This is a genomic window from Haloarcula montana, assembly GCF_035666295.1.
Lineage (GTDB): Archaea > Halobacteriota > Halobacteria > Halobacteriales > Haloarculaceae > Haloarcula > Haloarcula montana.
Window position 1 is genome coordinate 1,561,716 of the sequence record NZ_CP142027.1, and the last position, 23,436, is coordinate 1,585,151.

Annotated in this window: 26 protein-coding genes and 1 tRNA gene; 16 read left to right on the forward strand and 11 right to left on the reverse strand. The window is 67.3% G+C overall.

The genetic code is table 11. The annotated features are described in order from the left end of the window. Positions 1–66 precede the first annotated feature (66 nt). The 3 genes from VJ109_RS08095 (at position 67) to thrC (ending at position 2,191) form a co-directional block, all read left to right on the forward strand. Positions 67–303, forward strand: a complete 237-nt coding sequence (locus VJ109_RS08095; protein ID WP_324755873.1) for a DUF8001 family protein — start codon at positions 67–69, stop codon at positions 301–303. Positions 304–372: 69 nt separating this feature from the next. Further along, positions 373–759 carry a helix-turn-helix domain-containing protein gene (locus VJ109_RS08100; RefSeq protein WP_324755874.1) on the forward strand — a complete coding sequence of 129 codons (387 nt, stop codon included), beginning with the start codon at positions 373–375 and terminating at the stop codon, positions 757–759. Between the two features lie 49 nt (positions 760–808). Further along, on the forward strand, positions 809–2,191 hold the full coding sequence (thrC, locus tag VJ109_RS08105) for a threonine synthase (RefSeq protein ID WP_324755875.1): 1,383 nt from the start codon (positions 809–811) through the stop codon (positions 2,189–2,191). 92 nt (positions 2,192–2,283) lie between these two features. On the opposite strand, the gene VJ109_RS08110 is transcribed toward thrC, so the two are convergent. After that, positions 2,284–2,682: a hypothetical protein gene (locus tag VJ109_RS08110; RefSeq protein ID WP_324755876.1), complete on the reverse strand. Its 399-nt coding sequence runs from the start codon at positions 2,680–2,682 to the stop codon at positions 2,284–2,286. 132 nt (positions 2,683–2,814) lie between these two features. Between VJ109_RS08110 and VJ109_RS08115 the strand changes: the two genes are divergently transcribed. Continuing rightward, positions 2,815–3,990, forward strand: coding sequence for an aspartate kinase (locus tag VJ109_RS08115; protein WP_324755877.1), 1,176 nt, complete (start codon positions 2,815–2,817; stop codon positions 3,988–3,990). 17 nt (positions 3,991–4,007) lie between these two features. Here VJ109_RS08115 and fer read toward each other — a convergent pair whose 3' ends face one another. The 3 genes from fer to VJ109_RS08130 are packed head-to-tail and all read right to left on the reverse strand — an operon-like array spanning position 4,008 to position 6,051. After that, complete coding sequence (gene fer / locus VJ109_RS08120; RefSeq protein ID WP_324755878.1) at positions 4,008–4,652, reverse strand: ferredoxin Fer; 645 nt, start codon at positions 4,650–4,652, stop codon at positions 4,008–4,010. 51 nt (positions 4,653–4,703) lie between these two features. After that, the gene (locus VJ109_RS08125; RefSeq protein WP_324755880.1) at positions 4,704–5,390 is read right to left on the reverse strand and encodes a metallophosphoesterase family protein; all 687 of its coding nucleotides are present in this window, start codon (positions 5,388–5,390) and stop codon (positions 4,704–4,706) included. A 52-nt stretch (positions 5,391–5,442) separates the two neighbouring features. Continuing rightward, positions 5,443–6,051: an IMP cyclohydrolase gene (locus VJ109_RS08130; RefSeq protein WP_324755882.1), complete on the reverse strand. Its 609-nt coding sequence runs from the start codon at positions 6,049–6,051 to the stop codon at positions 5,443–5,445. Between the two features lie 146 nt (positions 6,052–6,197). On the opposite strand from VJ109_RS08130, the gene VJ109_RS08135 reads away from it, so the two are divergent. Then, a tRNA-Gln gene (locus tag VJ109_RS08135) sits at positions 6,198–6,270 on the forward strand. A 180-nt stretch (positions 6,271–6,450) separates the two neighbouring features. Here the strand turns inward: VJ109_RS08135 and VJ109_RS08140 are convergent. Next, on the reverse strand, positions 6,451–7,371 hold the full coding sequence (locus VJ109_RS08140) for an LLM class oxidoreductase (protein ID WP_324755883.1): 921 nt from the start codon (positions 7,369–7,371) through the stop codon (positions 6,451–6,453). A 50-nt stretch (positions 7,372–7,421) separates the two neighbouring features. Further along, positions 7,422–8,078, reverse strand: coding sequence for a lactate utilization protein (locus VJ109_RS08145; protein ID WP_324755884.1), 657 nt, complete (start codon positions 8,076–8,078; stop codon positions 7,422–7,424). A gap of 133 nt (positions 8,079–8,211) precedes the next feature. Between VJ109_RS08145 and VJ109_RS08150 the strand changes: the two genes are divergently transcribed. The 5 genes from VJ109_RS08150 (at position 8,212) to VJ109_RS08170 (ending at position 11,603) form a co-directional block, all read left to right on the forward strand. Beyond that, complete coding sequence (locus VJ109_RS08150; protein WP_324755885.1) at positions 8,212–8,997, forward strand: GTP cyclohydrolase IIa; 786 nt, start codon at positions 8,212–8,214, stop codon at positions 8,995–8,997. A gap of 103 nt (positions 8,998–9,100) precedes the next feature. Further along, on the forward strand, positions 9,101–9,313 hold the full coding sequence (locus VJ109_RS08155; RefSeq protein WP_324755886.1) for a hypothetical protein: 213 nt from the start codon (positions 9,101–9,103) through the stop codon (positions 9,311–9,313). A 41-nt stretch (positions 9,314–9,354) separates the two neighbouring features. Beyond that, positions 9,355–9,594 (forward strand): ferredoxin, encoded by a 240-nt coding sequence (locus VJ109_RS08160; protein ID WP_324755887.1) that lies wholly within the window; start codon positions 9,355–9,357, stop codon positions 9,592–9,594. Between the two features lie 71 nt (positions 9,595–9,665). Then, a complete protein-coding gene (locus tag VJ109_RS08165) occupies positions 9,666–11,138 on the forward strand; it encodes an MATE family efflux transporter (RefSeq protein WP_324755888.1) in 1,473 nt (490 codons plus the stop codon). A gap of 147 nt (positions 11,139–11,285) precedes the next feature. Then, positions 11,286–11,603 carry an RPA12/RPB9/RPC11 RNA polymerase family protein gene (locus VJ109_RS08170; protein ID WP_324755889.1) on the forward strand — a complete coding sequence of 106 codons (318 nt, stop codon included), beginning with the start codon at positions 11,286–11,288 and terminating at the stop codon, positions 11,601–11,603. A gap of 116 nt (positions 11,604–11,719) precedes the next feature. Here VJ109_RS08170 and VJ109_RS08175 read toward each other — a convergent pair whose 3' ends face one another. After that, complete coding sequence (locus VJ109_RS08175; RefSeq protein WP_324755890.1) at positions 11,720–12,058, reverse strand: Rid family hydrolase; 339 nt, start codon at positions 12,056–12,058, stop codon at positions 11,720–11,722. Between the two features lie 106 nt (positions 12,059–12,164). Between VJ109_RS08175 and VJ109_RS19530 the strand changes: the two genes are divergently transcribed. Both VJ109_RS19530 and VJ109_RS08180 read left to right on the forward strand, forming a co-directional pair. Next, complete coding sequence (locus VJ109_RS19530) at positions 12,165–12,260, forward strand: hypothetical protein (protein ID WP_434737248.1); 96 nt, start codon at positions 12,165–12,167, stop codon at positions 12,258–12,260. Then, positions 12,261–13,037 (forward strand): DUF7089 family protein, encoded by a 777-nt coding sequence (locus VJ109_RS08180; RefSeq protein WP_324755891.1) that lies wholly within the window; start codon positions 12,261–12,263, stop codon positions 13,035–13,037. 21 nt (positions 13,038–13,058) lie between these two features. Here the strand turns inward: VJ109_RS08180 and VJ109_RS08185 are convergent, their stop codons facing one another. Continuing rightward, positions 13,059–14,186: an ORC1-type DNA replication protein gene (locus VJ109_RS08185; RefSeq protein ID WP_324755892.1), complete on the reverse strand. Its 1,128-nt coding sequence runs from the start codon at positions 14,184–14,186 to the stop codon at positions 13,059–13,061. Between the two features lie 86 nt (positions 14,187–14,272). Beyond that, positions 14,273–15,127 (reverse strand): ribose-phosphate diphosphokinase, encoded by an 855-nt coding sequence (gene prs, locus VJ109_RS08190; RefSeq protein ID WP_324755893.1) that lies wholly within the window; start codon positions 15,125–15,127, stop codon positions 14,273–14,275. 309 nt (positions 15,128–15,436) lie between these two features. On the opposite strand from prs, the gene VJ109_RS08195 reads away from it, so the two are divergent. From VJ109_RS08195 to VJ109_RS08205, 3 genes are all read left to right on the forward strand, one after another. Further along, complete coding sequence (locus VJ109_RS08195; protein ID WP_324755894.1) at positions 15,437–15,925, forward strand: Lrp/AsnC family transcriptional regulator; 489 nt, start codon at positions 15,437–15,439, stop codon at positions 15,923–15,925. 94 nt (positions 15,926–16,019) lie between these two features. Further along, entirely contained in the window at positions 16,020–16,535 is a 516-nt protein-coding gene (locus VJ109_RS08200; protein WP_324755895.1) for a potassium transporter, read from the forward strand. Continuing rightward, complete coding sequence (locus VJ109_RS08205; protein ID WP_324755896.1) at positions 16,532–18,712, forward strand: universal stress protein; 2,181 nt, start codon at positions 16,532–16,534, stop codon at positions 18,710–18,712. Before VJ109_RS08200 ends, VJ109_RS08205 begins: the two co-directional genes overlap by 4 nt. Positions 18,713–18,800: 88 nt before the next feature. Here VJ109_RS08205 and VJ109_RS08210 read toward each other — a convergent pair whose 3' ends face one another. Beyond that, on the reverse strand, positions 18,801–19,601 hold the full coding sequence (locus VJ109_RS08210) for an HVO_0234 family beta-propeller protein (protein WP_324755898.1): 801 nt from the start codon (positions 19,599–19,601) through the stop codon (positions 18,801–18,803). A 1-nt stretch (position 19,602) separates the two neighbouring features. Beyond that, positions 19,603–20,940 (reverse strand): glutamate-1-semialdehyde 2,1-aminomutase, encoded by a 1,338-nt coding sequence (hemL, locus tag VJ109_RS08215; RefSeq protein WP_324755900.1) that lies wholly within the window; start codon positions 20,938–20,940, stop codon positions 19,603–19,605. A 256-nt stretch (positions 20,941–21,196) separates the two neighbouring features. On the opposite strand from hemL, the gene nasA reads away from it, so the two are divergent. Then, entirely contained in the window at positions 21,197–23,257 is a 2,061-nt protein-coding gene (gene nasA, locus VJ109_RS08220) for an assimilatory nitrate reductase NasA (protein WP_324755901.1), read from the forward strand. Positions 23,258–23,436 lie beyond the last annotated feature (179 nt).

The window sequence follows — 23,436 nt, forward strand, 5'->3', positions numbered from 1 at the left end:
CTCTCCCCCTGGCTGTTTCTACCCCGGAGCCAACACTGATAGGGGGGACGGGCGAACGATCCGACGATGGACCCACTCGTGGTCGAGGCCGGCGAGTACACCGTCGAGGAACTCCTCGATACTCTCGAAGACGGGCGTCGCGTCGTCGTCCGGATGGAGTTTCTGGGTTCCGCGCACGAGGTGACGCTGCGATACGACGACGTCTGGTACTGTGACACGCCGACCCGGCTCCACAAACACGAGAGTCGGGCGGAGATGCGGACCTGTCTGGAGCGACAGGGCTACGCACAGCCGACCCGGTAACACTTCGTTCACCGGGTGACTTCCGGGTAACGACCTCGTTTATGCGTCTCGCGGTGGTACGGCCCACACGTGGCAGTCAATCCCTCCAGGAACCAGTTCCGCGAGTTGATGGTCGACGACGAACCGACCCTCGAAGAGGTGATGGCCTGTGTCTTCGAGGTCCAGGAACACGAGGTCCGGACCTATCGGGCGCTGCGTTCGGCTCCCGACAGTACCGTCGAGGAACTCGCTGCCGACCTCGACCGGGACCGGTCGAACGTCAACCGCTCCCTGTCGACGCTCCGGGAGAAAGGGCTCGCGAGCCGCGAACGACGACTGCTCGACAGCGGCGGCCACATCTATCAGTACACCGCGACACCGCTGCCCGAGGCACGCGAACTGATGCACGAGACCTTAGAGCAGTGGACGGCGGCCGTCCACGACCGGATCGACGAGTTCGAGGCTGGCGCGGAGTAATAGCGGTCAACCGTCCGACTTTTGCCTGCCGGGGTCCTGCGCTTGCACAATGGCCGATCTGCAACTCACCGACCACGTTCCCCGGGAAGCCGACGACGGCGTCTGGCTCGCGTGTATCGAGTGTGGCGAGTCGTTCGCTCCCTTCGACGACGTCCGCTACACCTGTGACGACTGTGACGGACTGTTAGAGGTCCGCTACGCTGATCTCCCGACCTGGGAGGACTTCGAAGACGAAGGGCGGGGCGTCTGGCGCTACCACGAGACGCTCCCCTTCGAGGAGGGCGTCTCGCTCCCCGAGGGTGACACGCCGCTCCACCGCGCACCCGGTATCGAGGACGAAGTCGGTGTCGAGAGCCTCCGCGTGAAACACGAGGGGATGAACCCGACCGGTTCGTTCAAGGACCGCGGGATGACTGTCGGTGTCCGTGTCGCACAGGCGGTCGGTGTCGATCGACTCGCGTGTGCCTCGACGGGCAACACCTCGGCGGCACTGGCCGCCTACGGCGCCCGCGGACGGATGGAGACGCTCGTGCTCCTGCCCGCCGGGAAGGTCGCCGCCGGGAAGATCGCCCAGGCCGCCCTGCACAACGCTCGTATCCTCGAAGTCGACGGCAACTTCGATCAGTGTCTGGACATCGTCCAGGACCTGGCCCAGCGCGGCGAAGCCTATCTCCTGAACTCGCTGAACCCCTTCCGCCTGGAAGGGCAGAAGACGATCGGCCTCGAAATCATGGAGGAACACTACGCGGACTACGGCGAGTACCCCGACCGGATCGTCCTCCCGGTGGGCAACGCCGGCAACACCGCGGCGCTGTACAAGTGCTTCCGCGAACTCGTCAAGGCCGGTGCCATCACCGAGGACCAGGTGCCCAAACTCACTGGGGTCCAAGCCGAAGGGGCGGCCCCGATGGTCGAGGCTATCGAGGAGGGTAACGACGAGACCCGCCGCTGGGAAGACGTCGAAACGATCGCGACGGCGATCCGGATCGGCAACCCGGTCAACGCACCGAAGGCGCTGCCCGGCATCCGTGAGACCGGCGGGACCGCTGTCGCAGTCAGCGACGAGGAGATCACCGACGCCCAGCGGTCGCTGGCGGGCGAGGGCGTCGGCGTCGAGCCCGCGTCGGCGGCCTCCGTCGCCGGCCTGCGGAAACTCCGCTCGGCGGGCGAGATCGACAGCGACGAGCGGGTCGTCTGTCTGACGACCGGCCACCTGCTCAAAGACCCCGACGCCGCCGCCAAGGCCGGCAGAAAGCCCGAACCGGTGCCCAACGACACCGACGCCATCTTAGAGCACATCGACGATCGGTCGTCGGTCGCCGAGACGGTCCGGCGACAGGCGTCGAAGGCCGCCGACTCGCCGCTGATCCCGCTGGTCGCCGGCGGCCTCGGCGCCGCGTACCTCTACCGGAAGCTCCGCTCGAAAAAGTAACGCTGGCAGAGCGGCCGACGGGGAGTCGGTCGTGGTCGGCGGGAACCCCTCTTTATCGTGGGCTGCTGGAAAACGCGAACAGCTCCCAGTCCCTACTGCTCGGCTCGGCCGGGTTCGAGCCGGTACCGTGTCGTGGGTTGGCCCTCGAACTGGGGTCCCGAACCGGTCTCGGCGAACCCGCTGGCCTCGACGGCCGTCTGGACTCCCGGCTCGTCGTCGGGGACGAGTAGTTCGACGGCCATGTGCTCGCGTTTGGCGAACTCGACTGGCTCGGCCAGCAGCCGCTCACAGACTGACTGCTCCCCGGCCAATTGCGTGACGTGGACGGTTCCCCGTTCGGCGTCGTAGCTGACGAACCCGACGATCTCCTCCCCCTCCTCGGCGACGCGGACCGTCCGATCGTGGACGAGGTTTCGCATCACGTCCGGCGGCCCCGTCGCGAGGTCCGCGAGGGCCTCGGCGTCGGCCTCGATGGCGTCACGTACCTCCATAGCCATGTGTGTGTTCCCCACGCAGATAAACCGTGTGTCGGGATCGCCCTGCTCACACAGATGAACACAGTTATCCCGGGTGACGGCTAAGCCGACGGCAATGATTCACGCACACGTAGCGCAGGTGGTCGTATGCGCGTAGTCGCCAAGTTCGGCGGGACGAGCCTCGGGAACGGGGACCGGATCAACCGTGCTGCGGACTCGATCGCTGCGGCGGTCCAGCAGGGCCACGAGGTCGCCGTCGTCGCGAGCGCGATGGGGAACACGACCGACGAACTGCTCGGCGGGATCGAGTACGAGGCCGCCGACGAGGACCGCGCCGAGATCGTCTCGATGGGCGAGCGGACCTCCGTCCGGATGCTCAAGGGCGCACTCGCGGCCCGCGGGATCGAGTCGGTCTTCCTCGAACCGGGCAGTGAGGACTGGCCGATCATCACCGACGAGTACGGCGAGGTCGATGTCGAGGAGACCCGCAAGCGCGCCCACGCGCTGGCCGGCCAGCTCAAAGACGTCGTCCCCGTGATGACGGGCTTTCTCGCGGAGGACCACCACGGCAACGTGACGACGCTCGGACGCGGTGGCTCGGACACCTCGGCGGTGATGATGGGCAACTACATGGACGCCGACGAGGTCGTCATCGTCACCGACGTCGAGGGCGTCATGACCGGCGACCCCCGCGTCGTTGAGGGTGCCCGCAACGTCGGCGAGATCAGCGTCGACGAACTCCGCTCGCTGTCGTTCCGGGGTGCGGAGGTCGTCGCGCCGTCGGCGCTTTCCTACAAGGACGCCGCCCTGGGGGTCCGTGTCGTCCACTACCAGCACGGCGATCTGCTGACCGGCGGCACCTCCATCGAGGGGGAGTTCCAGAACCTCATCGATCTCCAGGAGAACCCCGTGGCCTGTGTCACCGTCGCCGGGCGGGCCATCCGGAACAGCCCCGGTATCCTCGCCGAGCTTTCCGGTGCCATCGCCGAGGAGGACATCAACATCGAGGCCAACTCCTCGGGGATGGACTCGCTGACCTTCTACGTCGACGCCGACAACGCCGACGACGCCGAGGCGCTGCTGCACGACCGCGTCGTCGACGACGAGACGCTCTCGTCGGTCACCGTCGAGGACGGCATCGCAGTCATCCGCGTCACCGGTGGCGATCCGAGCCAGTCCGACCTGGCTCGCCGCGTCGTCGACCCGGTTTCGGAGGCCCACATCCATCTCTACGACGTCATCACGTCGGCCACGTCGGTCTCCGTGTTCGTCCCCTGGGAGGACCGCGAGCAGGCCCTGGAACTCATCCAGAACGTCTTCTGATCGCCGGCCGTCGCCCGCTAATCGGTCGAGGCCTGCTCGAACCGGCTGGCAGGCAAGAGCAAGTCGCTGACTTCCGGCATGTGTTTGACGTTGTAGACGATCTTGACGTCGGTCGTCGGCGCGGTGAGACAGGAGAGCCGAATGCCCCGATCGAGTAAGTCCGACGGCAGAATGTGGCTCTTCGGGGAGGGCATCTCCCCCTCGACGACCGCGACCGCACAGTTCGTACAGGCGCCGCCACGACAGGCAAAGGGCCAGGCGTAGTCACGCTCCTCGGCGGCCTCCAGCAGCGATTCGTTGCTGTCGGCGTCGAGTTCGAACTCCCCGTAGTCGGCCCGCGAGAGGGCCAACCGATCGGCCTTCTCGAAGAGGTCCTCGTCGTCGATCGACCAGCCGTGGTCCTCGATCACTTCGTAGTTGAGGTACTCGACGGTCGGGCCGGCTGGTTCGGGCGGTTCGGGTTCCGGCGTCGGGTCAGGCACGGGCTCGCCGGGTTCCCAGCCGTTCTGGATCCGCTCGTACGCCGTCTTGACTTCCTGGAACGCCTCGGCAGACCCGCCCTGGTCGGGGTGGACTTCCTTGACGCGCCGGCGGTAGGCGTCGACGATCGCTCGCTCGTCGGCGTCCTCGTCGAGACCCAGGACGTCGTATGGGGACTCCACGCTCCCACTAGCGACGAGAGACATATATTCGCTCCCATCGCCGCAGGATTCTCACCGACCCTGGGTCAGGCGGAAGCCGATCTCGCGGGGGAGACCGGCGTCGGAGACGGCGTGGATGACGGCGTCGGTGTCGTAGCCGACCCGGTGTTCGTCGACTGACAGCGTCTCCAGATCGAGGACGGCGTAGGCCGCCCGGTGGTCGCCGTCGCGTGGCTGGCCGACGCTGCCGGGGTTCATCACGACGCCGTCCTCGTAGCGTTCGTGGTACTGCCGATGGGTGTGTCCCATGACGAGGACGTCCTCCTCGCCCAGCAGGTCCGGGCCGAACTCGTCGGGATACGTGTAGTGGTCCGGATCGTCGGGATGGCCATGGACCAGTTTCACCCGGTCGTCACAGACGTGTACCTCGTCGGGCAGGGCCGAGAGCCAGTCGAGTTGGTCGTCGTCGAGCTGTTCGGTCGCGTGTTCGACCCCCGCTTTGGCCATCCCGTTGAACGCGAACGGTGTCGTCCCGGCGACCGCGCGGTCGTGGTTGCCCATCACTGTCGGTACTTCTTCGTCCGGATAGCCTACGTGCTCGCCGACCCCACGCATCGCGTCGACACAGTCGGCGTGCCAGGGGTTGTACCCCACCACGTCGCCGGCACAGACGAGCATATCGACCGCTGGCATGTCGGCTAACACCGCCCGGAGCGCCACCCGATTCCCGTGGATATCAGAGAGAACGCCGAGTTTCATCGTGTGCGCATTGTCACCGGGGGGACTTGAGTCTCGCCACTGATTCGTCGACCTACTCGCCGTTGTAGACTGCCACGTCGAACTCGCCGGCTTCGCCCGCGACACCGGCCGCACAGACTGCGTGCTCGAACTCGTGGTCGTACACTTCTCGGGCCGCACTCTCGGCGTCGGTCGCCGCCAACTCGAACGGCGTCGGGCTGTCCTCCTCGTAGGTAGCGACCAGGGTCGGCTCGGTCACTTCCTCGACGAGCAGGGCGTCCCGGCGGACGGTCCCGATGACCGCGCCCGGTCCATCGGCCGCCGTCGTCGGGTCCGCGGCGTCGACGCCGACGATGCCCGCGATTCGGGGCGTGTCGTAGTCGTCTTTCTCGAAGTCGAGCGCTAGCAGCGGCTCGGCCAGGGCGTCCCGGGCCGGATAGCCCAGTTCGAGTTTCTCGGCGATGGGGTCGACGTGGGAGCCGTTGCCGACGACCGCGCCCCGCTCGGTAACTCGCACCCCGTTGTAGGAGATGTAGGGGTTGTCCGTCTCCGGCGCGTCCGGGGTCGGTTCGACGGTGACGGTGCCGTCCCGCTCGACTGCCTGGCGGTTCGGGAACGACCGCGAGGAGACGCGGTAGGCGCCACACTCGGGGCCGACGACGACGAAGCGTCCGACGTACATACGCGAGGGTGGTGCGGGACCGGGCAAATCGGTGTCGATGTCCGCCTGTCGACGGAGACGCCTGCCAGCGGCGTGCTGACCTCTCACACAGCCGGTCGTATCGCGCAACGCTTACAAGGGACCACCCGGTACAGACGGATGCACGCAGTCCATTGGGGTAGTGGCCAATCCTGAAGCCTTCTGGGGGCTTCGACCCTGGTTCGAATCCAGGATGGACTATCCTTGCCGCGAACGAACACGTGAGCGGCAGCATCGTAATTCGTGGCTTCGAACCCTGGAAGTCGCAACCGCGAACGAACTGAGCGGTCCGTCTTCCTCCGGTTCGAATCCAGGATGGACTACTTTTGGGACGAACACACTCGTGAGTCACTCCCGTGCCGATCGACTCGAAAGCGACCGTCACACCCGCTCGATGACCTGTTCGGCGAACCGCGTCAGTTCCCGTTCGGGGTCGTCGCCGGGCGTCGAGACGAGCAGGTGGTCGACACCCAGCGCGTCGAGATCCCGGAGATACTGGACGAACCACTCGCTGCCGGCACGATACCCCTGGTGGACCGGTGTCGGGTCGGCCGTCGGATCGTCGGCGAGTGCCACCTGCATCGCCATCGTGTACGGTTTCTCGCCGGCGGCCCCGCGCCAGTCGGCCAGATACGACTCCAGGGTGTCCATCGGCAGGTGGTAGAACAGCCAGCCGTCGCCGTGCTCGCCGAGCCACTCGACGGACTGGCGGGCGTTGCCCGTCGGGAGCAGCGGGACGGTCCCGGCCGTCGGCTTCGGCACCACGTCAAGCTCCCCGTCGAGGTGGCCCCACGAGCCGGAGCGTTCCGGGTACTCCTCGCGCCAGCAGGCCCGCAGCGCGTTGACGGACTCGCGGAACAGTTCGCCTCGGTCGTCGTGGTCGACGCCGAAGGCGGGGAACTCCGGGTCACGGTCGCCGGTCGCGACGCCCATGACGAACCGGCCCTCCGAGAGCCGGTCCAGCGAGGCGGCCTGTTTGGCGACGTGAAGCGGATGCCGGAGCGGCAACACGACACTGGCCGTCCCGAGTGCGATGTCACTGCTGTGGGCGGCGGCGTGGCTCAGCCACGTCCACGGGTCGAACGTCTGGCCCGCGTCGCCAAAGCGGGGCCAGTACAGGGGAACGTCTCTGGCCCACAGGCCGGCGTAGCCCAGCGATTCGGCGTGTTCGATCAGTTCCGTCTCTCGCTCGACCGGGGGGCGTGACTCGGCGTCGCCGGTCAGGGGGAACCCCGTGCCCACGGTGAGTTCGTCCCCGCCGAACAGGCGACGGAAGCCCGCGTTCTCGTGCGAGTCGGTCACGAGTTCATTCGGGGGCTCAGCGGTTTGTGCGCTCCGGTCGGTGTCTGGGCTCAGTACCCCAGCGACTCGCGGACGAGTACGAGCGTCGTCCGGTCGTCCTCGGTCTCGTGGCGGTAGATCAGCTGTTTCGCGATGAGGCTGCCCTGGCCGTAGGCCTCCTGTGCGCGGGCGTCTTCCAGGGGATAGGCGACCGCTTCGAGGCGGTCGAGCGCGGCGTCGAGGTCGTCGACGATCTTGTTGGTGCCGGCGACGAGCAGGAGGTTCTCGGCCGCGAACGGGTACGCGCCGATCCGACTGCCGGAGGCGTCGGCGGCGACGAGTTCGCCGGTGGCGGCGATGGCGTTGACACTGCCGAGGAAGTAGTCGCTGGCCTGGGCCTCTCGGCGGGCACGCAGGCGCTCGGCGTCGTCGTCGATGCCGTACACCTCGGCGTGGCGGTTCTCCCAGTCGTGGTCGCCCTCCATGAGGTGGTCCATGAACCCGATTTCCTCCAGCGTCGTCGAGTGGCCGTCCATCACCGACGCGCCGGTCGGAATCCGCGACTGGAGTTCGGCGAGTGCTGCGTCGCTGTCCTCGACGACGACCACGTCGAACCCGCGGTCTTCGAGGTTTTCGACTGCCTCGTCCAGTTCGTCGTCTGTGGGATGGTCGTCAAGCGATTCGTCGTAGGAGACCTGCTCGGCGTAGCCGTCTTTGTTCTGAGACACGTCACTAGGCTGGGACCTGACGGTGAAAAGCCCTCGCGGACACCGCTGTCACCCGGTTACAGCCGTGTTACCGGGAGATATCCGAGACGATTCCCAACAGTCATGCCACTCTGGGTCGAACCTCGATCCGATTGTGACAGCGGATTCTGCGGTCCAGTTCTCGCTGGTCCAACTCGACGACTACGGCCCGTGGACGGTGACGCCGGAACCCCGGCGCGAGACGGCGCTCCAGGCGCTGCAATCGCGCCTGTACGCCGACCTCGCGGACTTCGTGGGTGACCGTGACGGCTACGTCTTCCCCGGGCGGTTCGACAACATGGTCGCGGCGACCAACGGGATCGATCCGGTGGCCCACCGCCGGTTCCAGGAACGGGTCCGGAACCACTACCCGGTCACCGCCAGCATCGGCGTCGGGACCGGCGAGACGCCGGCAGCCGCCCTGGGCGCGGCGAGCGAACAGCTCCAGGCGACCGGCAGCGCACAGGACGCCGACCGGCGGGAGCGACTGGCTGCGCCCCACGAGCGGGCAGCCGCTGGACCGCTCTCGGTGGCTCACTTCGATGTCGTCGACGCGACCGGGACCTACACCGACCGGGTCAACGCCGTCGACGCCGAACTGGTCGTCCGGCGGGCAACGGCGACGCTCGCGGAGTACATGCGCCGACACCACGACGCTGTGACGAGTTTCGTCGGCGGCGACAACGTCATCGCCATCTGTCCGGTCCTCCCCGATTCGGCCTACGACGAGGCCGTCGAACACGTCCGGGCGGCGACCGATGTCGACCTCCGGGTCGGGGTCGGGACAGCCCGCTCGCCCTTCGCCGCGGGACAGGCGGCCAAACACGCGCTGGAGACTGGCCGGGAGACGGGCGCGAGCGTCACGACACCTGACTCCGAACCCGTCAACGCCGACGACTGAGCCCGCCGGCGCCCCCAACGGATAGACCGAGGCTGCTACAGAGCGTGCAGCGGCCGAGACGAACGAGCCCCGTACTGTCGACACGGTGGGCGGCGATCTGGAGATGGACGTGTTCGCGGCCGGGGAACCCCGCGTGATCGAGGGCTACGCCGACCACGACGACGTGATGACGGGGGTGTTCATGCTCCCGCTCGACGAGCACGGGCTGCTCAGCGTCGCCTCCGTCGAACCGCGCACGTTCTCGGCCGCCGAGCGGGACCTGTTGGGTATCCTGGCCCGGTCGGTCGTCGCGGCGTTCGACAGAGTGTGGGCGTGACCGAGGGGAACGCCTTTGCCCGTCAACGGCCAACGCCAGGTATGCGCATCGAGTACGACCGGGACACCTGTATCGGGATGTTCCAGTGTGTCGCCGAGTGGGACGCCTTCGAACGTGACGAGGACGCGGGGAAGGCGGTACTGACCGACAGCGAGGAAGACTCCGACGATATCTTCGTCCGCGAGGTGCCCGACGACGCCGAACTGGACGCGAAGTTCGCCGCGCGTGCCTGCCCGGTCGACGCCATCGAGGTCTACGACGACGGCGAGCAGATCGTCTGAGCGTGGGCGCTCCCCTGAGACGGTCCGCCGGAGCGAAACCGACAGGGATGTCCCGTCCGCAGAGCCGGTAGATGGTCCGTGACATCCTCCGTCGGTTCGTCCGGGCGGTTCCCGCTCTCCTCGCTCGCACGGGTCTCGTCGACCGGGAGAAAGCCACCGAGGCGACCGATCTGGCCGCACCGGTGATGGTTACCGGCGGGTTACGCATCCTCCTTCGCCTGGCGGACTTCCTGATGGTCGGGATCGCACTGGGCGATGCGGCCATCGCGGGGCTGGAGTTGGGATTTCAGTACTACTTCGTCGGTTTCGGCCTCTCGCTCGCGGTCTCCTCGGGGACGATCAGCGTCGTCTCGCGGCTCCAGGGCGGTGACCAGCCCGGACGCGCGAACCTGGCGGTCAAACAGTCGCTGTGGCTGGCGCTGGCGATTTCGGCACCGTTGACCGTCGTCTCCTGGCTCTACCCCGAGTTCCTCGTCGGCGTCCTGATCGACGACGCCGAGACGGTCCGTTACGGGGCGACGTATCTCTCGATCGTGATGCTGTCGATGGCACCCCGCTTCTGGAGTATGGTCGCCGCCCGCGCGCTGGCCGGCAGTGCCGACACGAAGACGCCGATGTACGTCCGGCTGCTGACGCTGCCGACCAACGTCGCGCTCAACGCCGTCCTCATCTTCGGATTGGGACCGTTCCCGCGGCTCGACATCGCCGGTGCCGCCTGGGGGACTGCCGTCGCGAACACGCTCGCGGCGACGATCTTCATGGGGCTGCTCGTCTCGGGCCGGTATGCCGTCCGGCTCCCGCTTCGTGGCCCGCAGTTCGATGTCGGCCTGCTCGCCGAGATCGTCCGCGTCGCGCTGCCGCTTTCGGGAATGCGCCTGCTCCAGACGTTCGCGCGGTTCCCCTTCCTGTTCGTGTTGGGCGTGCTCTCGACGACGCTCGGGCTGCCGGTGGTCGCGGCCTACGCGATCGGCCGGCGGGTGATGCTGCTGGCGCTGATGCCCGCCTGGGGGTACGCGACGGCCGCCTCGACGCTGGTCGGCCAGCAGTTGGGTGCGGGCGACGAGGCCGCCGCGACCGCCTACGGCTGGCAGACGTTGCGGGTCGCCCTGGCGATCCAACTGGCCGTCGGCGCGGTACTCGTCGTCTTCGCTCGCCCCGTCGTCGGGCTGTTCGGGACCGCCCACCCGGAACTGGCCGCGCAGTTCGTCCGGGTGTTCGGGCTCGGCGTCGCGGGCTTCTCGGTCTCACGGACGATGCGGGGGAGCCTGCGGGGGGCGGGCGACACCCGCTGGCCGCTGTACGGGACGATCCTCGGCTCCTTCGGTTTCCGGATTCCCGTCGCCGTCCTGGCGTTGCCGACGACCTACGCGCTGACGGTCCCGCTGGTCGGGATCTCCGTCTCCCCCGGCCTGGGACTGGGGCTGCCGGCGATCTTCGTCGCGCTCGTCGGGGACTTCTACCTGAAGGCGGCGGTCAACACCGGCCGCTTCTGGACCGGGAAGTGGCGTGACGTGGCCCGAAAGGCGCGCGTCGCAGGGGACTGACTCCGACACCGGCGTCCACTTCCGTCCCAAGCGAGCCAGATATCCCGCAGCCAGTCGATAGGCGTCGGGCGAGAGCAACCGTCGTCCGAAGCACACGACGGATCGGAAGTTAACACATATATCCGAAACGGTGTATTCCTCCGGTATATGCGATTCTGTGACGAGTGCGGTTCGGTGATGCACACGGAGGGCGATACGTGGGTGTGTCGCTCCTGTGAGAACGAAGAGCCGCGGGACTCGCAAGCTGAAGCATCGATGACGACCCAGGACGGACAGCAGGACGACGGAGGCCCCGCCGTGGCCGACGCGACCCAGGACGCCACCGAGACGATGCAGGAGCCCTGCCCGGCCGAGGACTGCGACAGCGACCGGGCCTCCTACGAGATGATGCCGAAACCGGGCGGCTCCTACGAGGTTCGGCTGTTCACCTGCGTCGAGTGCGGCCACAAGTGGCGCGAGTCCTGACGGGTCGCGACTCTCACCGCTAGTACATATACCCATATCGGACGCGCAACTCCCGTACTGCACCGCTGGCCGTCCGACCGGAACCGACGACGCCGGTGTGAGACGACGGGGCCGTCTCAGACGACGGCCTCGATTTCAACCTCGACGACCGCGTCCTCGGCGGCCAGCCCGGACACTTCGACCATCGTCGCCGCCGGCCGCACGTCCGCGAACACCTCGCCGTGAGCCCGGCCGACGGCGTCCATATCCTCGATATCGGTGACGTACATGCGCGTCCGGACGACGTCGTCGACGCTCGCCCCCACCTCGTCTAGCGCGTCGGCGACGATATCGAGCGCGTGGCGGGTCTGGTCGTATGGGTCACCCGGCGCGACCACCGCTCCTTCGTCGTCGGTGGCGATCGTCCCGGCCACGCGGACGGTGTCGCCGGCACGGATCGCCCGCGAGTAGCCCACTGTCGATTCCCGGTCGAGACGCGGCGTCGCTCCATACCGGGAGCGGTGGCGGCGAACGGATAGTCGTTTCTCAAGGTTTAATGCCGGGCCTGCGATACGGTGACGTATGGGCACGGAAACGAAGGTCGTCCTGGGAACCATCGGTGCATCGACGCTACTGTCGCTGCTCATCATCGCCAACCTGATCCTGTTCTCGGCGTAGATGTTCTCCGAGCGCGAGCTATCCGGGGAGCTGTCGGCGCTCCGGGACCAGCGGGGACCGGACACGCTCGTCCTGGACTGTGCGGAGGACTTCGAGTCGCTTGACCCGGCGGTCGCCGAGCAACTCCTGCTCGTGACCGACGGGGTCGACCCGCTGTCGTTCCCGAGCGAGTGGCTTCCGCCTGACGCTCCCGAACTGCTCGCACGCTACGCCGGCGCGGAACTCACCGTCGGGATGCCCGGCGACGGCGGCGTCGCCTGGACCCGCCAGACCGACCCGCCCTGCGTGTTCGTCAAGCCGCGCCTGGCGGGGTCGCCCGACGACTTCGTCGACTTCCTGATCGCCGAGGCGCTCGTCGAGGTGAGTTTGGAGGAGCCCGAGCAGTTCCTCGGGTTCTTCGGCGAGCGCTACCCCGAGTTCGCCGAGGCCATCGGCGGGATGGGGCCGGTCGACACCTACCAACTGGCGGCAGCGCTGTACGACGCCTATCTCGGGTTACAGACCCGCGAGCTATTCGCCGGCTGGGCCGAGGAGTACCCGGCGCTTCACGCCGCCTGGGTCGACGCGGGCGAGCGGCTCGAACCCCGGCTGGCCGATCTCCCGACGGAGGTCGCCCGCGGGCAGACGGCCTTTCCCGCGGCGGCGGAACTGGCCTGCAACGCCGTCAAACACGGGCTGGACCTGCCGGCGCCGTTCGACGCGCTGGCGACGGAGGCATACCGGGACCACGGCGCCGACTACGCGATCCGGTGGGCGGAAAAAGTGCTCGGCGAGTGATACGGGGACGGCCGGGGCCGCTCAGAGCCGTTCGAGGACGGCGTCGGCCTCGTAGTTCAGCGTCAGGTCACGCGAGCGCCCGCGGCCGTCGACGTTCGTGTACTCGGCGTCGATCAGCCCGAGCTGGTCGAGCTTGTTGATGATCTCCGAGTACCGGGTGTAGCCCAGGCCGGTCTCCTCGTGGAACGTCTCGTAGACGTCGCCGGCGGTGCCGCTCGCGCCCCCGGCGATGACTTCGACGAGCGCGGCCTCCGAATCCGAGAGCCCCTGGAGCCGCCGCGAGAGGTGGACGTACTTCGACTTGTCGTAGGCGTCTTCGACGTCCTGGCGCTCGACGACCCGCGAGGCGCGCATCTCGGCGTTGAGGCCGGCCCGGCGCAACAGGTCGATGCCGACCCGGAGATCCCCGCCCTGTTCCTCGGTGAGTGCCGCGACCCGGTCCAGCACACCGGGACCGACGGCGTCCTCGTGGAAGCCGCGGTCGACCCGCTCGTCGAGGATGTCGACGATCTCGCTCTGTCCGTACTTGTTGAAGTACACCTCCTCGGGGCGAAACACCGACTGGACGCGGGTGTCCAGTTCGTCGATGACGTCTAAGTCCAGGTCCGAGGAGATGCAGGTGACGCCGATCCTGGCCCCGGAGTGGGCCTCGTGGGCGCGCAACAGCGAGTACAGCGTATCGCTGGCCTCGCTCTCGTAGAAGAGGTAGTTCACGTCGTCCAGCGCGACGACGAGCACCTGGTCCCGTTCGACGAGCCGGTCGGTGATCTGGGAGAACAGCTTCTTGAAGGAAATCCCCGACGAGGGTGGTTCGTACTCGAAGATCTCGGCGAACAGCCGGGAGAAGACGGCGTAGCGGGTCGAGTCGACCTGGCAGTTGACCCGCACCGCCTGGACGTCGGTCTGGGCAGTGAGTTCGTCGAAGAGGATCTGGACGGCGGTGGTCTTCCCGGTCCCGGGCGGGCCACGCGCGATGACGTTCAGCGGTCGGGAGCCACGCACCGCCGGGCGCAGCGCGTACTTCAGCGTCTCCATCTGGCTCTCGCGGTGTTTGAACGTCTCGGGGAGCCAGTCGATCTCGAAGACGTGCTCGTCGCGGAACACGGATTCGTCCCAGCCGAGCATCCCCTCGTCGGGGTCGTCGTCCATCACTTTCACCGAGCTTCCCGGACCACTTAACCATTTGCCACGCTCCCCCGGATCGTCGTGAGAGCGTCCCTACGGCGCGACCTCGACTACAGGTCCCGGGCGACCGCGGGCGCAGCGCTGACCTCGCTGACGGCCCGTTCGAGCGTGTCGGTGCCGTAGACGGCTTCGACGCCGGCCGCCGAGAGCTTCGTCAGGGCGTTACCCGCGAGCATCGGGTGGACACAGGTGACGAAGATTCGGCTGGCCGCCCGCTCGTCGAGGACGGCGACGGATTCGCTCATCGTTGACCCGGTGGCGATGATGTCGTCGACCAGCACCACGTCACGCCCCTCGACGGCGGCGTCGCTGGGCGTGATCGTCACGTCGCCGCTGTCGTAGTCCCGGTCCTTCTCGAAGTAGTCGGTCTCGCCGGTCCCGTAGGCGTCCCGGGCGGTCGCCGCCAACGCGATAGCGCCCTCGTCGGGGGAGAGAAAGAGCGGATCGGTCAGGCTTTCGGGAAGGGGGTCGGCCAGCACGCCGGCCGCGTCGACGGCGGTCGCCGGCACGTCGAAGAACTCACAGACGCTGGGTTCGTGGGGGTTGACCGTCAGGACACGGTCGGTGCCCGAGGAGACGGCTCGCGCCATCGCCCGCGAGGAGACCGGCTCGCCGGGCTTGAACGCCTCGTCCTGGCGGGCATACCCCATGTAGGGGAGGACCGTCACGACCTCGCTGGCGCCGGCTTCGCGGGCGGCGTCCTGCAACTGGAGCACCTGGACGTGGGCGTCGCTGTCGACGGTCGAGGCGACGACGACGGCCCGCTCGCCGGCGACGGTCTCGGGGACGCGGACGACGTGTTCCCCGTCGGCGAACTGTTCGTACTCGACACGCCCCAGTCGGTCGCCGGTGGCGTCGGCGAGCGCCGCCGCGAACGACTGTGTGGCTTCCCCCGGGATAATCATGTGCGAGGGGTGGCCGGCTGGGCTAAACCCTGTTTCGGTTCTCAGCAAGTGCGTGACCATTCACACGGGAGGTGTGGCACCGACATACTGCTGGACGACTCGGCCAGTCGGTGTGTGGTGAGCGGGGACGGCGGGCGACCGCCGGTTCCTGAGCGCGGGGCGGAGACCGAGCGCTCAGTCTTCGACATCCACGATTTTACCGGACGGGCTCTCACAGCGAAGAAAGCCAACCGGAAAACGATGGTCCGGACGACCCACAGCACCCGACTCCCTCGAATTTATGTACTGACACCTCGCTAGTGGGATGGCATGGCTGATTCGGAGTCCCCGATAGACGACTTAGACCGACAGATCATTCACGCCCTGCAAGGCGACGCGCGCCACACGTCCGCCAGCGAAATCGCCGAGTCGCTGGATGTTTCGGCCCGTACCGTTCGTAACCGTATCAACAATCTGGAGGAGGCTGGTATCATCCGCGGCTACAACGTGGACGTTGACTACGAGGCTGCGGGCTACCAGCTTCACACGCTCATCGTCTGTACAGCCCCGATACACGAGCGCGAGGAGATAGCCCAGCACGCGCTGGAGGTCGACGGCGTCGTGGCTATCCGGGAAGTGATGACTGGCGCTGAGAACGTCCATATCGAGGTCGTTGGCGTCGATAGCAACGATCTCAGCCGCATCGGGCGCGATCTCAACGATGTCGGTCTCACGGTCGTCGACGAGGATCTCATCCGCAACGAATACACACGACCGTTCCACCAGTTTAGCGCCGGAGCGGCTACTGACGACAATTGATAGTATAATTCCGACAATATACTATATACGGAATTATATTTCTGGATCGGAACTCTATACTAGATACTTATCCGGTTCCGGAACATAGTGGCGGGTGACAACCGAGCGATCCGGGCGGTACCTCGCCGGCCCGGCAGCGCTCTCACCCACAATGACAATTCGAACCCGCCTGGAAGATACGATCGTCCGCTCGTCCGTAGAGACGTCGCTGCTCGTCGTCAGCGATAGTCACATCGGATCGATGCTCGCTACCGAGATCGACGCCGTTCGGACTCATCTCGTCACCGACAGTTCCGCAGTCGCCGCACAGACGCCCGACAGCGTTCGAACGACAGTCGGTGACGTGACTGTGGCCGAGACGCTCGCTTCCGGTGCTGACGCTACCGCCGCCGTGGTTGCGCTCCAGCGCGACCGGCAGGCGCTACTAGTGGCCCAACTGCTTCGCACGAAGGTCGACACCGACACACTCGTCGTCCTGCTCAACGACCCCTCTCGGCGCGATCTTTTCGACGACATCGCAACCTTCGTCGTCTGCGTGTCGACGTGTCTCTCGGCGGAACTGCGTAACACCCTCGAACAGACGCTATCGGAACCACTCTCTCACTCATGACCAAAGACCTCGAACGGGATCTTGGACTCCCGTCTGTACTCGCCATCAGTATCGGCGCGATGATCGGCAGCGGCATCTTCATCCTCCCGGCGTTGGCGCTGGGTATCGCCGGCCCAGCCGTCATCGTCGCGTACGCGCTGGCCGGCCTGCTCGTCGTTCCCGCCGCCCTCTCGAAGTCGGAGATGGCGACCGCGATGCCCGAAGCGGGCGGGACCTATATCTTTATCGAGCGCGGGATGGGGCCGCTGCTTGGCACCGTCGCTGGCGTCGGGACGTGGTTCTCGCTGTCGTTCAAAGGCGCGCTCGCCCTGGTCGGTGGCGTCCCCTACCTCCTCTTGCTCTTCGATCTCCCCCTGAAACCGGTCGCGCTGGTGCTGGCTGCCGTGCTCATCCTCATCAACGTCGTCGGCGCCAAACAGACGGGCCGGCTCCAGGTCGGGATCGTCGTCGTGATGCTCGCGGCGCTGGGCTGGTTCGCCGCCGGTAGCGCTCCCAGCGTCCAGTCGGCTAACTACGCGAACTTCTTCGCCGACGGTATCGGTGGGCTGCTTGCGGCGACTGGCCTCGTGTTCGTCTCGTATGCCGGCGTCACCAAGGTCGCCAGCGTCGCCGAAGAGGTCGAGGAGCCGGGCAAGAACATCCCGCTCGGTATCCTGGGCTCACTCGCCTTTACGACGATACTGTATGTCGCTATCGTCGCGGTACTTGTCGGTGTGACCGATCCCGGGACCGTCGCTGGTTCGCTGACCCCAGTCGCCGTCGCCGCTGAGGCGACGATGGGGCAGGCCGGCGTCGTCGTCGTCATCCTCGCGGCCATTCTCGCGCTGATCTCGACGGCCAACGCGGGCATCCTTTCCTCGTCGCGGTACCCCTTCGCGATGAGCCGGGACAAGCTCGCCCCGCCGTCGCTCTCGAAAGTCAGCGAACGGTTCGGGACGCCGTTGAACTCCATCACGCTCACCGGCGCGGTGTTGCTCGCGCTCATCGCGTTCGTTCCCATTCTCGATATCGCGAAGCTCGCCAGCGCGTTCCAGATCATGGTGTTTGCCCTCATCAACGTCGCCGTCATCGCTTTCCGCGAGGGAAGCGTCGAGTACGAGCCGGAGTTCACCTCGCCGCTGTATCCGTGGATACAGGTGTTCGGCGCGGTGACCGGAGCCCTCCTGTTGACTCTGATGGGGTCGGTCGCCCTCCTCGGCGCCCTCGTCATCACTGTCGGCAGTATCGCTTGGTACTTCCTTTACGTCCGCTCGCGGGTCGACCGGGAGGGCGCGGCGACCGACGCCATCCGTCGACAGGTCGGTCGGGAGTCACTCACCGAGGTCGAATCCGCTATCGACGAGAACCACAACGAGGTGCTCGTCGCCCTGACGAAAAACGACGGCAGCGCGCGCGAACGGGCGCTCATCGAGCTGGCGGCTGACCTCGTTAGGGCCGACGACGGCCGTGTCGTTGCTGTCCGGTTTCAGGAGGTGCCCGACCAAGCCCCACTCACCGACGAAATGACGGCCCAGTCCTCGGCGGATATCTCCTTCGAGACCCGGACCGAGGCGCTGGCGGACGACCTCGGCGTCGACATCGAGGCCGACGAGATCGTCAGTCACGACACGAAACACGCGATCGTCAACTTCGCCGATGATCGCGGTGTCGACACGATCGTCACCGAACACGAACCGCTCCGGCTTCGGTCCCGACTCGTCGGGGACCCCATCGACTGGGTCGTCAGACACGCGCCCTGTGACGTGCTCCTCGTCGACAACCTCGGCTACGAGGAACCGAAACACGTCGTCCTCTCGGGCGAACGCGGGCCGTATCCCCCACTCGCCGTGAACGTCGCCGGGGGCATCGCGACGGCCAACGACGGTACGGTCTCGCTGTGGCACCCAGTCAACGAGGAGACGGCCGAGACACAGCGTGAGACCGTAGCCGAGTACCAGGCTGAGCTGTCGGAGATGCTCTCGATCCCGGTCCACTCGGAATCGCTCAGAACCGACGGTGGGCAACCCTCCCAGCCCGATCTACTAGTGCGACGCGGGATCGACGACAGCCTCCGGGGAGCGCTGTTCGACGCGCGGCCGACGTTCCCGAACCCCGGCTGTACGACCGTCACGATTTACCCACACGGCTCGCGTCAGCCGGGGTTCGTCCGGCGGTTGCTCGAACGGGTCACCTTCTGACCGGCGACGTTCCGACGCTCGGCCCGTCGCATCGGTCTGAACAGCAGCGAGTGTGAGGCTACGGGGCTCGTGTGTCACCGACAACAATTCACGCCACCGCGACGCCGACGACCTCGGGGACACCCAGCGAGCGCTGGCGCCACCCGCCCTGGCCGTCGGCGGTGGCTTCGTCGACGGTGTCGACGAGGAAGGTCCCGTCCTCGGTGATGGCGTAGGTGTCGTCGCCGTACGTGATATCGACGACCCGTTCCTCGACCGGGAGCGAGCAACGTTCCCACCGGCCCGCGACCAGTTCGGAGAGGCCGTCGTCGGCCGCTGCGTGGGTGTGCTCCCCGTCGCTTTCGACCGCCTGATGCCCGCCCGAGCGGCGTTCGTTCCATTCGTCTCCGTCGCGCCCGTAGAGGCCGTCGGCGGTCGCCGCGTAGCCGGGCGCCACGTCGGTGACATCTGCGAGGCCGAGTCGCTCCAGCGAGGGCAGGGCGTAGACGCCGTCTTCGGCCGCCAGCAAGCCGCCGTCGATGGCCCGCACCGCCCGGATCTCGCCGAGTCGCACCCAGTCGCCGTCGACGTATCGGGCGACTCGTCCGTCACCGGCCGCCAGCAGTCCGTCGGTGTCGTAGCCGACGGCGGTCGCCGGGCCGAACCCGGTCGGGGTGAACCCGTCGTCGGTCACCACGAGGACGGATTCGTCGGTCGCGACCGCGATCTCGCCGTCGCTGCCGGCCACGTCCCGGGCGCTGCAGCGCTTGGCGAGACTGAACCGGCCGATCTGACCGCCGGCGGTCTCGACCCGCGTGACGCCGAGGCCGGACGCCACGTAGGCGTGGGTCTCGGGCCGCTTTTCGCCGTACATCCGCTTCTCGGAGAGTGCGATATCGTCGTCGGACACGTCATATCGCCTCTTTGTACGCTTCGAGGGCATCGTCTATGTCTTCGTCTGTGTGCCCGTCACAGATGAACTGTGACTCGAACTGGTTCGCCGTGAGGAACACGCCTTGGTCTTTCATCGCCGGCCAGAACAGTCGCTCCCAGCGTTCGGTCTCGGCCTGCGTGATGTCGTGGCCGTTCTTCGGACAACTCTCGAACCGGGGACAGGACTCGCGCTGCTGACAGCCCGCGTCGCAGTGTCCGTCGAAGGTATCCGGCGCCTCTCGCGTGAACACGACCTTGAACATCGAGTCGGTCCCGACGACGGTGTACTCGGGAGCCTGGTCTTCGAGGATCTCCTGCAGGCCCGACCGCAGTCGCTCCCCCAGGCCGTTGACGTGGTCGTAGACGTCGTTCTCGGCGGCGTACCGCAGCGTCTCCAGGCCGGCGGCCATCGTCACTGGGTGGCCCGAGAAGGTGCCCGACTGGAACACGTCGCCGGCGGGGGTGAACTGCTCGATAATCTCGCTCTTGCCGCCGATGGCCCCGACCGGGAAGCCGCCGCCGACGATCTTCCCGAAGGTGGTGATGTCGGGGTCGATGCCGAACTTCCCTTGTGCGCACTGGAGGCCACCGACCCGGAAGCCGGTGATGACCTCGTCGAAGATCAGCAAGGAGCCGTGGTCGTCACACAGTTCCCGGAGCGTCTCGTGGTAGCCATCGACCGGGTGAACGATCCCGTAGTTGCCCAGGATCGGCTCGGTCAACACCGCCGCGATGTCCTCGCCGTGTTCCTCGAACACCTTTCGGGCGGCGTCGGGGTCGTTGAACGGGACCGTCAGCGTGTGCTCGGCGAAGCTCTCCGGGATGCCCGGGCTGGACGGGTGGGTGTGGTCGCCCTCGCCCTCGACCAGCGTCGACTCCTGGGCGCCGTGGTAGCCGCCCTGCATGACGACGATCTTGTCCCGGCCGGTGTAGCCCCGGGCCAGCCGGACCGCCGAGACGGTCGCCTCGGTCCCACTGTTGACGAACCGCACCATCTCGACGCTGGGGACGTGTCGCGTGACGAACTCCGCGAGTTCGACCTCGACCTCGGTGGGGGCGCCGTACATCGGCCCTTCGGCACTGTACTGCTGGACGGCCGCCTGAACTGACTCGGGCAGGTCGTGGCCCAACAGGAGCGGTCCGTAGCCCATCACGAAGTCGATGTACCGGTTCCCGTCGGTATCGACGACGTGGCCGCCGTCACCGCTCTCGATGAAAAAGGGGTACGGGCGGACCGCTCGCACGGAGGAGTTGACACCGCCCGGCATGACCGACAGCGCACGGTCGTACAACGCTCGCGACTGCTCGTGGTTCATACCCCCGCGTTCGACCGCTCGTCGAAAGAAGTTGTTGCTCGCGGCGGTGGACGAACGGTCAGCCGTCCCCGCTGGTGACCCTCTCGAACCCTCGGATGTACGAACGTTCGCATCGAACCCACAGTAACGAGGCTTCGTAAAGAGATACTGTTTTACACTGTCTTTTCGTGTATCTACACACCGAAATGCTATCGGGATATGTCATTATCGATCGCTTCGATGGGCTGTCGGGCGCCATGCCGGCGCGTGATCGGCCGTGAGCGACTGGGTCCCGACGACCTGTATGCGGTGTGCCGTCGGTTGTGGGCACATGCACCGCGGGGCCGATGTCGGCTACGGGATCGACGTGGCCCGCGGGGACGCGGCCCACCCGGTCAACCAGGGACTGGCCTGCGCTCGGGGGCTCCGCGAGAGCAAGGACCCCGACGGCGAGTGGCTCACCCGACCGATGGTCCGCAGCGACGGGCGACTCCGCCAGACGACCTGGGACGTGGCGATCGCTAGCGCTATCGAGGGACTGCGCGAGGCCCACGAGGCCGACCCCGACTCGGTGGCGGTGCTGGGCAGCGGGCAACAGACGAACGAGGCGGCCTACGCGCTGGGGAAACTGGCCCGTGGCGGGTTCGGCACCCGCCACTACGACGCCAACACGACGCTGTGTATGGCCAGTGCCGTCACCGCCTACTACCAGGCGTTCGGCAGCGACGCCCCGCCCTGTACCTACGGCGATATCGACGAGGCGGACCGACACGTCGTCTGGGGGGCGAACCCGGCGGTCGCCCATCCGGTCATGTTCCGCTGGATCCGCCAGGCGGCCGACGACGAGGGCGTCGAGATCGTCGTCGTCGATCCCGTCCGTTCGGAGACCGCCGAGAACGCGGAGCGCCACGTCGCACCCGACCCCGGGAAGGACCTCGCGCTGGCCCGGGCGATCCTGGCACGGATCGTCGAGACCGACCGCGTCGACACGGCGTTCGTCGAGGAGTACACCGACGGGTTCGCGGACCTCCTGGCGTCGCTCCCCTCGGCCGCCGAGGCGGCCGCCGACGCCGGCGTCGAGATGGACGCCGTCGATCTGCTGGCCGACGCGCTCGACCAGCAGGCGCTGGTCTACTGGGGGATGGGCGTCAACCAGCACGTCCAGGGTACCGAGACCGCCCGGGCGCTGATCGACCTGACGCTGGCGACCGGCAACCTCCGACCCGGCGGCGGTCCCTTCTCATTGACGGGGCAGGCCAACTCGATGGGGACCCGGATCTGCTCCTCGAAGGGGACCTGGCCCGGTCAGCGGCCCTTCGAGGACCCCGACCACCGCCGTACCGTCGCCGACGTGTGGGACGTGCCCGTCGACCGACTCCCGGACGACACCGGCCCGGGACCAGTCGGGATGCTGGAGGACGGTCCCGACGCGGTCTGGACGGTCGCGACCAACCCCGTCGCTGGGATGCCCGAGGCCGACACCGCCCGGCAAGCCCTGGAAGACGCCTTCGTCGTCGCCCAGGACGCCTTCCACACGGAGACGACCGCCGTCGCCGACGTGGTCCTGCCGGCTGCGACCTGGGGGGAGAGCGAGGGGACGACGACCAACATGGAGCGGACCATCTCCCGGGTCCGTCCCGCGATGGAGGTCCCGAGCGGCGTCCGGCCGGACATCGACATCATCGCCACGATCGGCAACCGGCTGTTCCCCGGCCTGTTCGGGTCGACGTCGCCCGATCCCGAGGCCGTCTTCGACGAGTTCACGGCACTCACCGAAGGAACGGTCGCCGACTGCTCGGGGATCACCTACGACCGCCTGGAGGCTGAACACGCCGTCCGCTGGCCCGCACCCGACGCCGACAGTTCCGGGTCGTACCGGTACTACGACGACGAGTCCTGGGCGTTCCCGACGGCCTCGGGCCGGGCACAGTTCTCGACCGGCCGCCAGGAACCGCTCCCCGAACCGGCCGGCGAGGAGTACCCGCTGACCCTGACCACGGCCCGGGAGGCCGACGGCTACAACACCGGCGTCCGCTCTCGCGACGGAGCGGCCGGCCCGCTCGTTGCCCGTATCCACCCCGACACTGTCGCGGCCCACAGCGAGCGCGTTGTCGACGACCACATCGAGATCGCCTCCCGCCGCGGGACCGTCACCGCCAGGATCGACGCCGACGAGGGCGTCCCGACCGGGATGATCTGGCTGCCGATCCACCATCCAGCGACCAACCGGTTGACCCTCTCCGATCGGGATCCACAGTCGAAGGAACCCCACTTCAAACAGTGTGCGGTCAAACTCGCTTCGCCCGAGGCGGACCTGCCGCCCGCGACCGCCGACTGACGCCCGTCCAGTTTTCGGTTCCGCCGCCACCGCACAGCGGTGCGTCTCCTGCGTCCATGCTCCGATAGACCGCGGTGGACGAACGTCCTCCAACCGACCGATTGTTGGACGAACCCAAATTCGGGGGTCGAACGCCCCCTTCGCTCACCACTGTATCGACCGATTGCTAGTTCGGGAAG

Bases quoted from the DNA above. Each gene is read 5' to 3' on its own strand.
- VJ109_RS08095 (WP_324755873.1), top strand. From the start codon at position 67: ATGGACCCACTCGTGGTCGAGGCCGGCGAGTACACCGTCGAGGAACTC.
- thrC (WP_324755875.1), top strand. From the start codon at position 809: ATGGCCGATCTGCAACTCACCGACCACGTTCCCCGGGAAGCCGACGAC.
- VJ109_RS08110 (WP_324755876.1), bottom strand. From the start codon at position 2,682: ATGGAGGTACGTGACGCCATCGAGGCCGACGCCGAGGCCCTCGCGGAC.
- VJ109_RS08115 (WP_324755877.1), top strand. From the start codon at position 2,815: ATGCGCGTAGTCGCCAAGTTCGGCGGGACGAGCCTCGGGAACGGGGAC.
- VJ109_RS08125 (WP_324755880.1), bottom strand. From the start codon at position 5,390: ATGAAACTCGGCGTTCTCTCTGATATCCACGGGAATCGGGTGGCGCTC.
- VJ109_RS08130 (WP_324755882.1), bottom strand. From the start codon at position 6,051: ATGTACGTCGGACGCTTCGTCGTCGTCGGCCCCGAGTGTGGCGCCTAC.
- VJ109_RS08155 (WP_324755886.1), top strand. From the start codon at position 9,101: ATGGACGTGTTCGCGGCCGGGGAACCCCGCGTGATCGAGGGCTACGCC.
- VJ109_RS08160 (WP_324755887.1), top strand. From the start codon at position 9,355: ATGCGCATCGAGTACGACCGGGACACCTGTATCGGGATGTTCCAGTGT.
- VJ109_RS08165 (WP_324755888.1), top strand. From the start codon at position 9,666: ATGGTCCGTGACATCCTCCGTCGGTTCGTCCGGGCGGTTCCCGCTCTC.
- VJ109_RS08170 (WP_324755889.1), top strand. From the start codon at position 11,286: ATGCGATTCTGTGACGAGTGCGGTTCGGTGATGCACACGGAGGGCGAT.
- VJ109_RS19530 (WP_434737248.1), top strand. From the start codon at position 12,165: ATGGGCACGGAAACGAAGGTCGTCCTGGGAACCATCGGTGCATCGACG.
- VJ109_RS08180 (WP_324755891.1), top strand. From the start codon at position 12,261: ATGTTCTCCGAGCGCGAGCTATCCGGGGAGCTGTCGGCGCTCCGGGAC.
- VJ109_RS08185 (WP_324755892.1), bottom strand. From the start codon at position 14,186: ATGGACGACGACCCCGACGAGGGGATGCTCGGCTGGGACGAATCCGTG.
- prs (WP_324755893.1), bottom strand. From the start codon at position 15,127: ATGATTATCCCGGGGGAAGCCACACAGTCGTTCGCGGCGGCGCTCGCC.
- VJ109_RS08195 (WP_324755894.1), top strand. From the start codon at position 15,437: ATGGCTGATTCGGAGTCCCCGATAGACGACTTAGACCGACAGATCATT.
- VJ109_RS08205 (WP_324755896.1), top strand. From the start codon at position 16,532: ATGACCAAAGACCTCGAACGGGATCTTGGACTCCCGTCTGTACTCGCC.
- hemL (WP_324755900.1), bottom strand. From the start codon at position 20,940: ATGAACCACGAGCAGTCGCGAGCGTTGTACGACCGTGCGCTGTCGGTC.